A 15,342-nucleotide genomic window follows, 5' to 3' on the forward strand; every position below is an offset into this window, starting at 1 on the left:
CACGACGGAAAGGAGCGGCAATGCCCGCCCATACCTCTCTGACGGCCCGACTCGATGCCGGGCCCGTCATCTGCGCCGAAGGCTTCCTCTTCGAGCTCGAGCGCCGCGGCTACCTCACCGCCGGTGAGTTCGTCCCGGAGGTCGCCCTCGAGCACCCCGAGGCGCTGACGTCGCTTCACGTCGACTTCCAGCGCGCCGGCTCTGACATTGTCCAGGCCTTCACCTACAACGGGCATCGCGAGAAGATGCGCGTCATCGGCAAGGAGGACCTCCTCGAGCCGCTGAACCGATCGGCGCTGCGCATCGCCCGGGATGCGGCCGATGCCGTGCCGGGGAACTTCATGGCCGGCAACATCTCCAACACGAACATCTGGGACCCCGCCGACTCCGCCAAGCAGGCCGAGGTGCGCGCCATGTTCGAAGAGATGGTCGACTGGGCCGTCGAGGAGGGCGCGGACCTCATCATCGGCGAAACCTTCTACTACGCCGGGGAGGCTCTCACCGCTCTGGAGGTCGCTCGAGCCAGCGGACTGCCGGTGGTGCTCACCCTGGCGCCGATGGCCTTCGAAGGCATGGCGGACGGCGTGGGCGTGGTCGAGACGGCGCAGCAGCTGGAGCAGGCAGGCGCGGACGTCGTCGGGCTCAACTGCTTCCGCGGGCCGGAGACGATCATGCCCTGGCTGCGCCAGATCCGGGAGAAGATCAGCTGCCATGTAGGCGCGCTGCCCATCCCATACCGCACCACCCCTGAGGAGCCCACCTTCTTCAACCTGTCCGATGTGCGAGCGACGGTGCCCTCCCCGCACGGACGGACGTTCCCGACGGCCCTGGATCCCCTGTTCGTGAACCGCTACGAGCTCGGCTCCTGGGCTGCGGAGGCGCACGCGCTCGGCATCAACTATCTGGGCGTCTGCTGCGGAGCGTCTCCCATGCACATCCGTCAGGTGGCTGAGGCGGTGGGTCAGACCACGCAGGCCAGCCGCTTCTCCGAGAATATGAGCAACCACTTCATGTACGGAAGCAACGAGCGGCTCCCTGAGAACATCGTCGCTCTGGGGGCACGCGCCTGAGAGCAGCCCCACGCCTTGTAGTTTGGTGGGGTGCATGATGCCGACCCCGAGGACCCGCTGACGCTGCTGCGTGAAGCGGGCCTCGGGGCTGGCCTCGACTCGGAGAGCTCCCCCCTGAGGCATGTGCGCACCCTGCCTGCACGGCAGGCCGCACCGGCGGAGTGGCCCCTGTGGACGCCCGAGCCCCTGAGGGCTGCGTACCGGCAGGTCGGCATCCCCTCGCCGTACGCGCACCAGGCGCTTGCCGCTGAGGCCCTCCACTCCGGGGAGCACGTCATTCTGGCCACGGGGACAGCGTCCGGAAAGTCGCTTGCGGCCCAGCTGCCGGCGCTCTCGGCCATCCTCGGAGCCGAGCCCGGGCCCAGCGTCGCCGCGCACCCCGCCGGCGAGGCCACGGTGCTGTACCTCTCCCCCACCAAAGCGCTCGCCGCAGATCAGCTTGACGGGCTGCGGGAGCTCGCCGAGACGGTCGGCGCCCACGGGCCCGCCGGGGGCATCCGCGCCGAGGCCTATGACGGCGACACCGATCCGCAGTCCCGGGCCTGGGTGCGCCAGCACGCGAACTTCATCCTCTCCAATCCGGACATGCTCAATGCGGGCATCCTGCCGAACCACCGGGGGTGGGCTCGGTTCTTTGCGCGGCTGCGGTACGTGATGATCGACGAGGCCCACACGGCGCGCGGCATCTTCGGATCGCACCTGGCGCTGCTGCTGCGGCGCCTGCGCCGCGTGGCACGGCACTACGGGGCCGACCCTGTGTTCGTGGGAGCCAGCGCCACCAGCGGCGACCCGGCGACGTCGTTCGCGCGGCTGATCGGAGAGACGCCCGAGGCCGTCACCGCGATCACCCACGACGGCTCCCCGCATGGGGCGGTGGACGTCTACCTGTGGGAGGCGGCTGACGCGGTCGGGGTCGCCGGAGACAACGGCGCACCTGTAAAGCGCTCTCTCACGGTGGAGGCCGCCGATCTGATGACCAACCTGGTGGTGGCGGGGCGCCGGAGCCTGGCGTTCATCAAGTCCCGCCGGGGCGCTGAGACGATCGCGCGCATCGCCGAGGAGAACCTCGCCGAGGTGGACGCGTCGCTGGTCGACCGCGTCTCGGCGTACCGGTCGGGCTATCTGAAGGAGGAGCGCCGGGAGCTGGAGCACCGGCTGCGCACCGGTCAGCTCCTGGGGGTGGCCTCCACGCCGGCCCTGGAACTGGGCATCGACATCTCCGGGCTCGACGCGGTGGTCATCGCCGGATGGCCGGGAACCCGGGCGTCCTTCTTCCAGCAGCTGGGCCGAGCCGGACGGTCCGGGCAGCGAGGTGCGGCGTTCTTCATCGGCGGCGATGAGCCTCTGGACTCCTACCTGCTGGCGCACCCGGAGGCCATCTTCGACCGACCTGTCGAGGACGCAGTCACCGACCCCTCGAACCCTCACGTCGCTGCCCCGCACCTGCTGGCGGCCGCGCAGGAGCTGCCCCTGGTGCCTGCCGACATCGAGGACGTGGGTCTCTTCGCGGGGCTCCGCTGGCTGGTGGAGTCGCTGACGGAGCAGGGCCACCTGCGGCGTCGCCCCCGGGGCTGGTTCTTCAACCATGACGATGTCTCGGCCGCGTCGTGGGTGAAGCTGCGCTCCGACGGCGCCGGGCCGTACACCATCGTCAACGCGGAGGACGGCACTGTGGTCGGCGACATGGGCTCCGCTCAGGCCCAGCCGCAGGCCCACCCTCAGGCCGTCTACGTCCACCAGGGCAGGACCTACGTGGTGGAGGAGCTGGACCTGGATCAGAACACCGTCCTGGTGGTGCCGGCGAACCCGCCCTATTACACCCAGGCCCGGGAGACCACCTCCATCAGTGTGATGGAGACGCAGCGAACGGAGGCGTGGAATGAGTTCACGCTGTGCTTCGGGACCGTGGAGGTGACAAGCACCGTCGTCGGGTTCCAGCGCAAAGCGCTCGGCTCCTCGGAGGTGATCTCGGACGAGCCCCTGGAGCTGCCGCCGTCGACTCTGCGGACGCAGGCCATGTGGCTCACCGCTCCGGAGACCACGCTGCAGGCCGGCGGGGTGATCGTGGAGCACGTCCCGGGGTCGCTGCATGCGGCCGAGCACGCCATGATCGGTCTGCTGCCGCTGCTGTCCAGCTCCGACCGGTGGGACATCGGCGGAGTCTCCACTGCCCTGCACGCCGACACTGAGCTGCCGAGCATCTTCGTCTACGACGGCCACCCGGGCGGCGCAGGCTTCGCACAGCGAGGGTTCGAGCTGGCGGCCGAATGGGTGCGCGCCACGGCCGAGGCGATCGAGGCCTGCAGCTGCTCGGACGGCTGCCCCTCCTGCGTGCAGTCGCCCAAGTGCGGCAATCGCAACAGTCCGCTGAGCAAGCAGGGCGCGCTGAACCTGCTGCGCACCGCTCTGAAGCATCACGATGCCGAACGCGCGGGAGAGGCCGGCCGGCCCGTGTGGGGCCACTCCCGAGCCGTCCGCGACTGGAGCCTGCCGGAGGTCACTGAGCCCCCGGAGCTGTAGACCATCCGTGGTCCCGTCTATGCGCTGACCCTCGCCCTTCCACACGCTCCTTCGCACCCGCGCTGCGTGTGCCCCACCTCCACAGGGTCGATCCTCACGCCGCGACCGATGGTCACCGTCGGTGACAGTGAGCGGGTCCGGGCACCCCGCCCGGACACCATCCCGAAGGAGACGCTCATGAAGAACAGCACCACGTGGCCCGACCCGTTCGATCGCAGCCAGGCCGAAGCAGCGCTGAAGGCCCTGCACCAGGATGAGGAGGGCTTGGCGACGGCCGAGTACGGCATCGTCATGCTGGCTATGATGAACGAACTGGGACAGATTCCGATACTGTCAGCCTATGAACGTTCGTGCAGCAATTTATGCTCGCCAGTCCGCCCCCGAAGAGCAGGGCATCGAGCAGCAGATCGCCGACTGCACCGAGGAGGCCAAGCGTCGCGGCTGGACTCTGGTGACGGGCCCGTACCCCGACGACGCCGTCAGCGGCAGCACCGAGCGCGATGACACCACCGCGTGGAAGCAGATGCTCCGGGACTACGACGACGGGCTCTTCGACGCGCTGATCGTCAACGACACCGACCGGATGACCCGTCGGCTGGAAGACGTGCTCGAGGTCCGCGGCAAGAAGCGGAACATGCGGATCATCGTGGTCCGGGGCAACATCGACACCGCCGACGACGACTACATGCTCAAGCAGATGGTTCTGCTGGCTGAGGAGGAGGTCAAGCGCAAGGCCCGACGCGCCCGACGCTACGCCCACACTCGCCGGCAGGAGGGTCATCCGACACCGGGCAGAGCTCCTCACGGCTACGACTGGGTCAGAGCCGTCGACCGCGATGAGAAGCGCACGCGGTATGCGGTCAACGCGCACGAGGCCGAGGATGTCAGATTCATCTTCAGGGAGTTTCTGGAGGCCTCCGACAAGGACCGCTCGCTGAAGCAGATCACCCGAGAGCTCAACACTGCCGGCCGGCGCACCAAGTCAGGCTCGAAGTGGCACTCCTCCACCGTCCGCAGAGTTCTGCTGAACCCCGTCTACGCCGCCAAGCTTCCTCCGGCGCAGCCGACGGGGAAGTTCCGCTTCGAGAACATCGAGCTCGAAGCCTGCGCACCGGGCGCCTGGGAGCCCATCATTGAGTTCGAGAGGGTCGCCGCCGCCCGAGGGATGCTCATCGGCGTGAAGCCCAACCACAGCGGCACGGCGCGGAGATGGCTGCTGGGCGGTATCGCCGTCTGCGGAGTCTGCCGCGGCTCGGTGCGCTCGGCTGCCGGCGAGACGAAGCCAACCCCCAGAAGGGACGGCTCCGGCAGTGCGCCGTCGAAGAGGTATCACGCCTACCGTTGCAGAGAGCACGGTCACTTCCAGCGCAACGGCGACATCATCGACGACTATGTCGCGGAGGTCTGCATCGCCAGGCTCTCCAGGGACGACGCCAACAAGCTCCTGGTCCCCCCGCAGGAGGAGCTGGACCTAGGGGCGCTGCAGACCCGCAGGATGGATCTCGACAGCCGCTACGAGACGATCTTCATGGAGATGGCCGAGGTGGGCAGGCCTGAGGCCGGCAGGAAGGCTCTGCGGAAGTTGGAGGCCAACATCGCCGAGGTCGACTCGCTGATCGCCAGGGCGATGAGGCGGGACCCGCTGGCGGAGGTGGTCCACTCCGAAGATGTGCGTGCGTGGTGGGAGTCCGCGACGCTGGACCGCAGGATCACGGTCGTGGAGACGCTGATGACGGTGGTGATCCACAAGGTCGGCTACGGCAAGAAGGTGCGGAACCTGACTGAGGCGGCGGCGACGGTGAGCATCGAGTGGAAGCAGGCCGAGGAGGCGTAGATGAGGCATGACTGTGGCGCGAGTCACCAAATACGTCGCCAAGAAGCCGTTTGTACCAACCGTGTTCCACTTGGGGTGGAACGCCTCTTCGCCTGTTATGACGCGGGATTCAGAGGTGTACCACCGTGTTCCACTTCAATTTCAAACCGAGACACGTAGAGAGAAGGCAACTGTTCTACTGCAGACTTTTAGAGAAGAGGTGGAACAGTGGAACAGAGGTGGTACATCGCTGGAATGGCGGGGATCTGGCTGTTCCAGCTGGTGTTCCTGAAGTGTTCCATTAGAGGTTCTCCGGTGGAACATGCGTGGTACAGCTCTTCAGGCTGAGACTGCACGCCTCAGACGTGCAATGGATGCGGAGCAAGATGAAGCAGTGCGTTGCGACTGTTCCCAAAGATCCCTGACACACCTTTCCCATGACCGATGACTTGGGTGTAGTGGAGAGCGGCTAACCGCAGTTTCCAGGAGAGGCTCTCTGCTGACAGGGCGATGAGCCCGCCTGTCCGTACACCCAAACCAACGGACGTCAAAGAGATGCGGTGCATCTGTGGCGATGATGGCGGGAACCGTCGCGCATCTGAAGCGCATAGATGTGACGTGACTCCTGCACTGCTGCTCTCTGACTGTCTGATCCCTCGAAGCACGCGGTCTCCCTCTCCATGGCGGGGTGGCTGACTTCCTCAGCAGGGGCTCCTGTATGGGCACCCGGGATTGCCAGTGACACCGCAATCGATCACTTAGGAGTCCCCGCCATGACCGCGGAACCGCGCCACATCGTCGTCGCCGAGACCGTCACGCTGCAGTTCTCATCCGTCTCCCTCACCGGGGATGTCGTCCTCACCCTCCAGTCTGATGCCGACACCCCGCAGCACCTGATGCTCATCACCGCCGACGGTGAGACCGAGCACCTTTGCACCGTCTACGACAAGGAGCGGCTGCCGACTGCGCTCGGGCCTGCGGAGCTCTTGGTCCGCGACTACCCGAGCACTCCGGGCTCCCCTGCTTCGCTGCAGGCCGCCGGCATCGGCACAGTGACCAACCGCTTCCGGCTCCCGCCCTTCGACGCTGAGCTCTGCGCACTGACGCTAGACATCGAAGCCCTGACCAAGGAGGCCGCAGATGTCTGAGACTGCTGAGGCGCTCCAGGCGCAGATCGACGCCAAGGCTTCCACCTGCGCTGACCTGCTCAACACTCTGCGGCATAGCCCCAACGACGTCGATGTCGAGGAGGCCGTGAATCTCATCGAGGAGTTTCCGCTGCACGTCTCGTGGAAGCGGAGCATCACGGTGCTGCTGACTACGGGCGGCCCTCACATCGAACTGACTGCAGATCTAGATGTACTCGGCCGTTAGGTTGTTGACAGTCGGCTGGTCGGTGGAAGACCGTCGAGTGCGGTGTGGCGGCGTTGATTGTTGTAGACCTCGAGCCAGGGGGCAAGAGCGGCGGCGCGTTCAGCGTTGTTGAGGAAGACCTGCCGGTAGGCCCACTCAGTTTGCAGGGTGCGGTTGAACCGTTCGACTTTGCCGTTCTGCCAAGGGCAGTGAGGTTTGATGAACTTGTGTCTGGCATCAAGGACACTGATCGCTGCCGCCACCTCTGCTGAGTGCCGGTAGGAGAAGTGGTTATCGGTGATGACTCGCTGGATCCGGGTGATGCCATGGCCTGCGAAGTAGTCGGCTGCACGAAGGATGAATCCCGCGCAGGTGGCGCCCTTCTCGTCAGCCAGGATCTCGGAGTAGGCCAGCCGGGAGTGGTCATCGACCATCGAATGCACGTAGTCGTAGCCGATCCGGGCTCGCTTCTTCGCCGCTGATGAGCCCATCTGGCGGCCATGGGCTTTCCATCCTCCGCCGTCGGGGATCTTGCCGATCTTCTTGACATCGACATGGACCAGTTCCCGGGCCGGTCGCGTTCGTAGCGGACCGTGGTGGTCTTCGAGGACCGGATCACTTCCCCGGTCAGCGGGTCGCAGTCGCGCAGATAGGGCATCGCGTGCCGGCGCAGAACCCGTGAGACCGTTCGGGCTGGGACGCCCAGCTCGGGGCCGATCCAGTCCTGGCCACGGCGTTGCTGGATGCGCATGGCCACGATGACTTCCTCAGTCTGGGCCGGGGTCTGTCGTGGACGGTGGCGCGGCCGAGAGGAGCGATCGTGGAGACCGGGCCAGCCTTCTTCGCGGAAGCGGTTGATCCACCGGTGGGCGCACTGACGGGAGACACCTTGGGCCTTGGCTGCGTGAGCGACTGCCCAGCCTTGTTCACAGACACGCTCAACAAGCAGTTGCCGACCACGGGCATTGAGTCGGGCGTTACGGTGGGACACGGGAGACCTCCGGACGGTAGACGACTTAGACATCGCCCACCGCACCCGGAGGTCTCCTCTACGTCAATGACCCGACCGGAGTGTCACCAACCTCGTGGCCGAATACATCTAGACGACGACACCAGAGATCTCGTCAACGCTCGTATCCGTGGATGGTGGGGCCATGAACAGGTCGACCGGCCCATCTCCGAGGACGAGGCGTTGTTCCGGCTGCTCGAGGGCCACGTAGTCCACTACTGACCTGAGGCTTCCTCGTTGGCATAGGCCAGCGGGGGAGCTTGTCTTAATCGACGCTCAGCAGAACCTCATCGAGAAATCTGGTTACAGGTGCAGGGCGGTCAACTCTCAGGTCCCTGCCTGGCCATAGGATTGAATCCATGATCGCCGACGCCACATCGCTCGCTAACGCCTTCGAGGAGGAAGTCGTCCACGGGGACGCCCTCGAGGTCATGGCAGAGTTCCCAGACCAATCTGTAGACCTGTTCTTCACCTCGCCGCCGTACGCAGACCAGCGGGCCTACTCCAAGGTGAACCCCGACCGCTACGTGGACTGGTTCCTCCCATTCGCCCGAGAGATGTACCGGCTAACCGGCGAGTCCGGGTCCATGGTGATCAACATCAAGAACCGCGTGGCCGGCAGCGGTCCCCTCAGAGGGCAGCGTCACCCCTACGTCTACGAGCTCGTCCTCGCACTTCAGAACATGGGCTGGCGCTGGATTGAGACCTACATCTGGGCCAAGCCAAACGCCATTCCGGGCAAGTTTGGCCCTCGCACCAAAGACTCTTTCGAGTATGTCTATCACTTCGCCAAAGGTCAGAAACCCCACTTTGATCTCGATGCCGTACGCGTGCCCTACAAGAGCGACATGGCCGAGATCGAGCGACGGATGAAAGACACCTCCGGGCGTCGTGCCACTGCAGCTGGCTTCGGGCGCAACCGCGCCGGCACCTACAAGCACGGTGGAGCCGACCCAGGCAACGTCGTCCATGTCTCCCAGACCTACAACCAGCACAAAGGCGTTGCCCACACCGCAGCTATGCCTGAAGGTCTCGCCGAGTTCTTCATCCGGTGCATGTCTCCGGAGAACGGCCTTGTGGTGGATCCGTTCGCCGGCAGCGGCACCACAGTCACTGTCGCTAAGCGTCTGGGTCGAAAGTCCTTAGGCATTGAACTGCACGAGGAATACGTCCAGGAAGCCAAGTCCCGAATCGCCAGAGGCCTAGATGATGACATCCCAGGAGCTCTGATCGGCTGATGGCCACGATCAAGGAGACTGTCGAAGCTGTAGTCGCGGCGCAGACTTACGACGCCCGTGTGGCTGAGATCCGCAAGATCCCCGGCAAACACGGGACCGACACTCTGCCGGAGATCTATTCGGCCATCGCTCGAGAGCTCTATGTCCCGCATCTACCGCCGGACTTCGCCTACATCCATCCAGTTGAGTTCTACGATCTGCCGCACTTCAGAACCGCGTATACGGCAGCTGCTGACATCACCCAGGGCTTCCAGAAGGTCGATGCCAGCACTGTTGCCCAATGCTTGATCACCGCCCCACAGAGCCTCCTCGCCTTCCGCGCCATCTTAGGACTGACACCGGATGAGCTCGGTCACGCTACAGGACTCATCGACTCAGAGAATGCCATCAGCAAAGGCCGGCTCGACAACATGGAGCGAAAAGGCACCAAACCGACTCCTGAACGAGCAGATCTACTCGCTCAGACAATATGCCGCATCGTTGAGGGGACTCTCTTCGGCGAGCCCGATGCTGAAGTCGTGGTCAAGCAACAGTTCAAGGCTGATACCAAGCACGGATGGGCCAGCGTCCGAGAATTCCACTCCCAAGGGGTCAACTACGCAACCTTTCTGCAGCAGCGTCACTACGGCGGTGCCTTCCGGCAGATACTCGATGCGACCTCCACCAAGCGTGGCAACCTCTACGAAGACGCCGTCGAATCGCTATTCCAGGAACACCAGATCCCTTACATCCGCACAGGAGCGCACAACCAGGCTGATATTGCCAAGCGGTTCGAGCTCACCATTGCTCCTGCACCAGACTTCGTAGTCTTCGACCAGGGTAGCGACACGCTGATGGCCATGCTCGAGTGCAAGACCGCCAACGACGGCGGCACTGCTCGCGACAAGGCCATGCGTTTCAACGGCTTGAAGAGCGAAAGCTCTAGGCTCGGAGGTATCCCTGTCATGGCTGTTCTCGGAGGAGCCGGATGGCACCGCACCAATGACACCCTCGGCCCAGTTCTGGCGAATACCGACGGGCGAGTGTTCACCCTCAACACCTTGGACGAGATGCTCGAAGTCTCACCCATCTCCAAGCTGCGCGGTACAGCAACCCTCGCCGAAGACTAGATGCTATTGCTCCCCAACTGTGACTGCGGGAGACGGCTTGGGTGATCTGTCAGTTGGACTGTGGTGCTGCTGTCCCATCGCAGCGGCGGTGGGTTGCTGTGGGATGTGGCGGACTGCTGGTCTGCCAGGCTGTGAATCCGCTCAGCGCAGTCGACGAACAGGCCATCTGGTCTGCGCAGATGCTGCATCGAACGCGCGGGGTCTTTACGTCGGGCTCGCGTCAGTCGTGATGCAAGCCGTCGTCACGTCCAACCAAAGCCCTACGCGGCAGGCCCAGCTGACAGGGCGCTTCTCCGCTCAAAGGCGGTGCGAAAGCCGACCCGCGACTACTCCTTATCTTTGTGCCACACAGGCGCAGTCAGCTCATCCAAGCCGACTTTGAGGGCACGGGAGAGCTTGAGCCAAGTATTCAGGTCGCCGTAGTACTTGCCGTTCGACAGCTGCACGATCGTCTGCCTGCCAACACCGGAAGCCTCTGCCAGCTGCTCCAGTGTCATCCCTGCGTCAACCCTGGCCTTGCCGATGATGTGCCTCAACTGATCGAGGTCGGGATCAGGCTGAAGCGGCACACCCTTCAGAAAACCCCAAGCAAGGCCGTTCACACAGCACTGGATGCAGTCCTATTTGGATAGGCTTCGTCTAGGTGGCGCATTGCTCACACCGTTCCTGCTCCAACGAATCTAGAAAGTAGAACCATGCACAAATCCGCACTCAAGGGCACCGTGCTCCCCACCGCCCTGCTGCTCGCCCTTTCCGCCTGCGGCGGGAGCGACGACAGCGACAGCGCCAATGCCGACAACGAGGCTCAGGCTGCTGAGCCGACCGTCGAAGGTGAGACCACCTCAGATGAGTTCACCTTCGACTTCACCTCCTCCGAGCCTGCCGGCCCGGCCGAGGAGATCACCATCACCGTCGATGACTCCGTGGCTGATGAGCACTACGACAGCCACAACGTCCTCGACGCCGTCACCGTCCGGACTGCTGGTGAGTGCACCGTTGAGGTCGAGTACCACTGGTCAGACCGCTTCGACGAAGAGGTCACATCCCTTGCCTGGGAACACCAGTTGAGCAACAGCACCGGTGTCGACAGCCAGAGCAACGAGGTCTATGCGTTCTCAGAGGAAGCAAAGCGGGCCCACGTTGTCGACCGGGGCAGCATGTACCAGATCGACATCGACGAATTTGTGCAAGCTGCACTGGACGCTGGCAGCGAATACCCCGCCGAAGAGATTCGGGACTTCTGGGCATCCGCAGAGGAGGACACTCCAGAGAACCCCTTCGCAGATGAGAGCTACTCCACTGCTCTGATCGACACCGAGTGCCCTACCGAGGACCAGGACACCCGAACAGTCGCTCAGATCCCCTTCTCTCAGATCGAATGGAGCGAGGGCTACTGGGACGAGAGCGTAGATGACTGCATGGAGGAACCGTGCCACTCCACGGAGTACTACACTGCAGCCACAGCCGAGGTTGAGCAGTTCAGGACCGCCGTTGTCACCATCGACGACGAAGGTCTGCTTCGTGTGACTGACTGAAGTCAGCTCATGCAGCTATCCCTATTTGAACCGCCTCGTAGCCTCAAGGCTGCGGGGCGGTTCTCGTTTGCGCCACTGCCCACCTGAGGCACCCAGTACCAACTGCATGATCCTTGGAATCGTCCCCGCTCGCGATACTGCAGAGATAGCGGTCCGAGACTCGCATCGGCCGACCGGGACCATACCTCCAAGCCCCGCTTCTGTCAGACCGGGTTCCCCGGGTCACCTCTATTTGCTTGTACCCAGCTTCAGCGAGGAAGTTGTTCACCAGCCCAATCACCCCTTCGAGAAGATCGAACAACGTCGTCTGGGCGTTGCGACCGGGAGGTCCGTCGCCGATCGTTGTCATGGCTGGCGCTATTCGCATCTCAACTCGCGCGTGCTCCGCCTGGAATCCGCGATATTTAGGATCGCCCGCCGGATCTGCGTACATGTCCTTCGGGTTGAAACGAACCTTGTACAGCGGCACGAGCTCAACTGTGGTCCGGTGCTTGTCCTGGTTGCTCAGCTCCAAGAGTTCCGCAGTCCACTCAACCCCGTTGTAGGGCTGGACCGCCTCGATCCACTTGAGGTGATCGCCCTTCACTCCCTGGATGCCGGAGCGCCGTGCCTTATTCCACTTCTCCGGCGCTGTGACCAGCGGGAACTTCGTATGATCATTGGGCTGACCCTTGGCGATCCAAACCGCGTTGTAGGCGCAGTAGTCCAGGCACACCCTCACATGGTGGACGATCTCGCTGGCGAGGAAGATAAGCCGCCGACTGTGTGGCAGCTCGTACCAGCCCCAGTTGCGAAGGCGAATCTCGATCTCCTCGGGCGTGGACAAGGGTGCGCGGACTTCTGGATAGCCGGACCACTCATCTACGGCCTTGACGATCAGCTCTTCGAACTCCTTGTAGCGTTCGAAGGCCTGCATGAGCCGCCATCCGATTATGCCGAAGTCCGGCTCGTTGAGCCGCATAGGCATAACCTCGGCTTCAAACATGTCATCCGCGGTGAAATGACTGTCGGCTATGGGCAGCTTGGTCCGTATGAACCTGCTCGATGGAAGCTTTTCCGGTTTCGCGGCGTCGGGCATACAGCCACCCTACGGTCAGGGTCAGACACAGTATGCGGCCTGCGTGTGAATCGATATCGCCGCTCGTAGTAACCCGGTACGGGATTCGAACTCATCGCGTTTGGGCGTCGAAAGGTCCTTCGGTCAACGGTCCAGCACCCGCCACCATCGACCTCTGCTCGGGAGCGAACCCGGAGAAGCAGGGTGGGCGTCTCTTGATGCCAATCGCCGCCGGTGCAACTGAACCCCTCGCCGGCAGTCTGTGAGTCTCTGTCTGGATCAGCCCTCTTGGATGGCTTGCTGCGGCAGGGCCGGTGCCGCAGCGGGTCCGGGCTGACAGACTTCATTTGGCCGGCAAGGGGCTCATCTCCAGGCGGCTATCTGCGGACGTCAGAGCCGAGCCGAGGTCGAGGGCTGCCGCCCCATCGCTGTCGCGATGGGTTTGCCATAGGGGCATTGGGTTGCTGGTCTGCCGGACCGGGTTCGGTTCATCAGACGGCGAAGAGGTCACCTGCTCTGCGCGCATTCTGCGTCGAACCTGCACCGTTCTTGACTCGACATTGCGCGGTTTCTGCGTGGATCGTGCGTCGGGTCTGCGGCAATCTTGATGCAGTCTTGTACACACTCTGATGCATCCTTGATGCAGTTCTGATGCACATCTGCAGCAGTCTTGCGTCAATCTTGATGCATTCCTGATGCATCGTCAGCGCGTGGGCCCTTCAGGCTTGAAGTCGGGGACTTCGATCGGCCATACAGCTGGGATACCTCGCGGACAGCGTCCTTGAACTCCTTGTCCGTGGTTGGCCTGAAGCCGGCCTTCTGAGCCTCCCGCCACAGGGCGTTGGCGGCATCCACAGCGCGCTTCATCGACTGGCCAGCCGCTAAGTACCACTGCCGGGCCGCGCGGTGCTTCTCCAGGGCCTCAGTCATCTCACGCTCTCGCGCTTCAGCCTCTTCGACAGCCCTCCTGGCGATCTCGTTCTGCCGGGCAGACTCCTCAGCCAGCCGCTGGGCCTCGTCGTCGCGCTCACCGACCTCGGACTCGTACTCGTCAACCATGCGCTCCCGCTGTTCAGCGACCTTCTCCCGCTTGCCCAGACGCATCTCACGGTCGGCGAGCTCGACCTCACGGGCCTTGTGCTGCTCCTGCTCCTCACGCCACCTGGCGTAGTCGTCCTGGTGCATATGGGAGCGGGCATCGCCGATGGGCTGAGGGTCCGCGTCATAGCCCTTCAAGATCAGGAACTGCCGCATCTCGCGGTCGTTCATCGCCATCGCTGACTGTGGGCCGCGGCCGTCGGGGATGAAGCTCTGGTTGCGCACGCGGCCCTCATCGTCGATGGGCGTGATCATCAGGTGGATGTGCGGCGATGTCTCGTCCCAGTGGAAGGAAGCGGCGAGCAGGTTCTGCCGACCGTACTTCTGGCCGTAGCGGTCGACCATCCTCCACGTCATGGCCTCCACCTGCTGCTTGGCCTCCGTGTCGCCGGTCTCAGCCTGAGCCAGCAGATGCTCACACGAGCGGGTCCAGTCAGGGTCCAACTGCAGCACCACGGAGCGGACCACCTTCGCATCGCTGCGGATCTTCCTCTTCCTCACCTCACCTGTCCTCTTGTCCGTGTAGGTGCCGGCCACAGAGTCGAGCCTGTGGTCCAGTTCCTGCAACACATGCTCAGAGCTCTGTAGCGGCTGCGGCTGGCCATCGACGAACAACACGGAGTGATTCATATGCGTCCGCTCTGGCACGATGCGTTCGTTCGAGTGCTGGGTCTCGATCCCGTTGTATTTGTCAACGTCTCGGAACTCGTGACGAACCAATCCGGAGGTGTCTCCGCGGGTGACACCGGCCTGCCTGTGACTGACTGTGTAGGACATCTGAGCTCCTGCCTCTCATCGGTACGCGACCACCTGCCGCACTGTCATCCAGAGCTGATGCAGGGCCGCGGTGTCGACCTGAGGCAGAGTCTGCTTCAGGTGGTCGAAACGGTCCCCGATCATGCTGAGGAAATACGATGATGAAAAGACGAAACGGCTCCGAATCTGATGCAGTCCTCGAAGCCCAGGATCCTCTGCCAATCTAACCCACTAGGCTAGTAAATAGCCGTAGGTAATAATCTTACACATATCTCGTAGAGCTAGCTCATAGAAAGCGTTTTAGCTCATTTATCAGTCGAATCGTGGCTGTAATGGGCACCTTCGTGCCCAGGATCCCAGCGCCGCGAACGCTGCGTAAGTGTTCGTTTATCAGTGGCTCCGGGCCTGTGCATGAATCGGCACTATTTCACGTTAAGGGTGTGCATTTGTGAAGAATTCACGCCTCACCTTGCAAGAGCCTTTTCAAAGCTTCGATTCTGCTCATTTATCAGTGGCTCCGGGTGCGTGCTTAGGTCCAGAACAATCCCTCAGCGCTGTCATCCCATCCAACGACGTAGGTGCCGGCAGCGCCGACCCCGACGACGCCGAGCGCCGCCGCACCGGCAAGCAGCTTCTTCTTCAGACCCCACTTCTTCGGCGGGCCATCTTCCTTCGTCTCGATGCTCTCTGTCATCGCGTCCTCATCTTCCTCTCAAGAATTCTTCCAAGAACGTTTCCCGGAACAGTTCTGCGAAACGTTTCCGGCCCCGACCGGCCTCGCTCA

12 protein-coding genes and 1 pseudogene are annotated in these 15,342 nt (G+C 63.3%); 8 read left to right on the forward strand and 5 right to left on the reverse strand.

Going from position 1 to position 15,342, the window contains the following annotated elements; all coding sequences use genetic code 11:
* The first annotated feature begins 20 nt into the window (after positions 1-20).
* The 5 genes from FS388_RS05495 to FS388_RS05515 all read left to right on the forward strand — a co-directional run bounded on the left by FS388_RS05495 (position 21) and on the right by FS388_RS05515 (position 6,777).
* On the forward strand, positions 21-1,070 hold the full coding sequence (locus FS388_RS05495) for a homocysteine S-methyltransferase family protein (RefSeq protein ID WP_146340437.1): 1,050 nt from the start codon (positions 21-23) through the stop codon (positions 1,068-1,070).
* A 30-nt stretch (positions 1,071-1,100) separates the two neighbouring features.
* Positions 1,101-3,590, forward strand: coding sequence for a DEAD/DEAH box helicase (locus FS388_RS05500; RefSeq protein ID WP_246836313.1), 2,490 nt, complete (start codon positions 1,101-1,103; stop codon positions 3,588-3,590).
* Between the two features lie 340 nt (positions 3,591-3,930).
* Positions 3,931-5,424 carry a recombinase family protein gene (locus FS388_RS05505; RefSeq protein ID WP_146340439.1) on the forward strand — a complete coding sequence of 498 codons (1,494 nt, stop codon included), beginning with the start codon at positions 3,931-3,933 and terminating at the stop codon, positions 5,422-5,424.
* 752 nt (positions 5,425-6,176) lie between these two features.
* A complete protein-coding gene (locus FS388_RS05510; protein ID WP_146340441.1) occupies positions 6,177-6,551 on the forward strand; it encodes a hypothetical protein in 375 nt (124 codons plus the stop codon).
* Positions 6,544-6,777 carry a hypothetical protein gene (locus tag FS388_RS05515; RefSeq protein ID WP_146340443.1) on the forward strand — a complete coding sequence of 78 codons (234 nt, stop codon included), beginning with the start codon at positions 6,544-6,546 and terminating at the stop codon, positions 6,775-6,777. The genes FS388_RS05510 and FS388_RS05515 overlap by 8 nt, the downstream gene beginning before the upstream one ends.
* Here the strand turns inward: FS388_RS05515 and FS388_RS05520 are convergent.
* Positions 6,774-7,747, reverse strand: a pseudogene (locus tag FS388_RS05520) (IS481 family transposase). The gene FS388_RS05515 and the pseudogene FS388_RS05520 overlap by 4 nt on opposite strands.
* A gap of 377 nt (positions 7,748-8,124) precedes the next feature.
* Here FS388_RS05520 and FS388_RS05525 point away from each other — a divergent pair.
* Entirely contained in the window at positions 8,125-9,003 is an 879-nt protein-coding gene (locus tag FS388_RS05525; RefSeq protein ID WP_146340446.1) for a site-specific DNA-methyltransferase, read from the forward strand.
* Positions 9,003-10,112 carry a helix-turn-helix transcriptional regulator gene (locus FS388_RS05530; protein WP_146340448.1) on the forward strand — a complete coding sequence of 370 codons (1,110 nt, stop codon included), beginning with the start codon at positions 9,003-9,005 and terminating at the stop codon, positions 10,110-10,112. Before FS388_RS05525 ends, FS388_RS05530 begins: the two co-directional genes overlap by 1 nt.
* 326 nt (positions 10,113-10,438) lie before the next feature.
* On the opposite strand, the gene FS388_RS05535 is transcribed toward FS388_RS05530, so the two are convergent.
* Positions 10,439-10,681: a helix-turn-helix transcriptional regulator gene (locus FS388_RS05535; RefSeq protein WP_256369570.1), complete on the reverse strand. Its 243-nt coding sequence runs from the start codon at positions 10,679-10,681 to the stop codon at positions 10,439-10,441.
* Between the two features lie 126 nt (positions 10,682-10,807).
* Here FS388_RS05535 and FS388_RS05540 point away from each other — a divergent pair, with 126 nt between their 5' ends.
* Positions 10,808-11,647, forward strand: coding sequence for a hypothetical protein (locus FS388_RS05540; protein ID WP_146340452.1), 840 nt, complete (start codon positions 10,808-10,810; stop codon positions 11,645-11,647).
* Positions 11,648-11,690: 43 nt separating this feature from the next.
* On the opposite strand, the gene FS388_RS05545 is transcribed toward FS388_RS05540, so the two are convergent.
* From FS388_RS05545 to FS388_RS13020, 3 genes are all read right to left on the reverse strand, one after another.
* Positions 11,691-12,725, reverse strand: coding sequence for a hypothetical protein (locus FS388_RS05545; protein WP_146340455.1), 1,035 nt, complete (start codon positions 12,723-12,725; stop codon positions 11,691-11,693).
* A 654-nt stretch (positions 12,726-13,379) separates the two neighbouring features.
* Positions 13,380-14,339: a plasmid recombination protein gene (locus FS388_RS05550; RefSeq protein WP_168198607.1), complete on the reverse strand. Its 960-nt coding sequence runs from the start codon at positions 14,337-14,339 to the stop codon at positions 13,380-13,382.
* A gap of 748 nt (positions 14,340-15,087) precedes the next feature.
* Complete coding sequence (locus FS388_RS13020) at positions 15,088-15,252, reverse strand: hypothetical protein (RefSeq protein WP_168198608.1); 165 nt, start codon at positions 15,250-15,252, stop codon at positions 15,088-15,090.
* Positions 15,253-15,342: the final 90 nt, after the last annotated feature.

The sequence above is a fragment of the Nesterenkonia sp. NBAIMH1 genome (genome assembly GCF_007922635.1).
In the GTDB taxonomy this organism is placed as follows: Bacteria; Actinomycetota; Actinomycetes; order Actinomycetales; family Micrococcaceae; genus Nesterenkonia; species Nesterenkonia pannonica.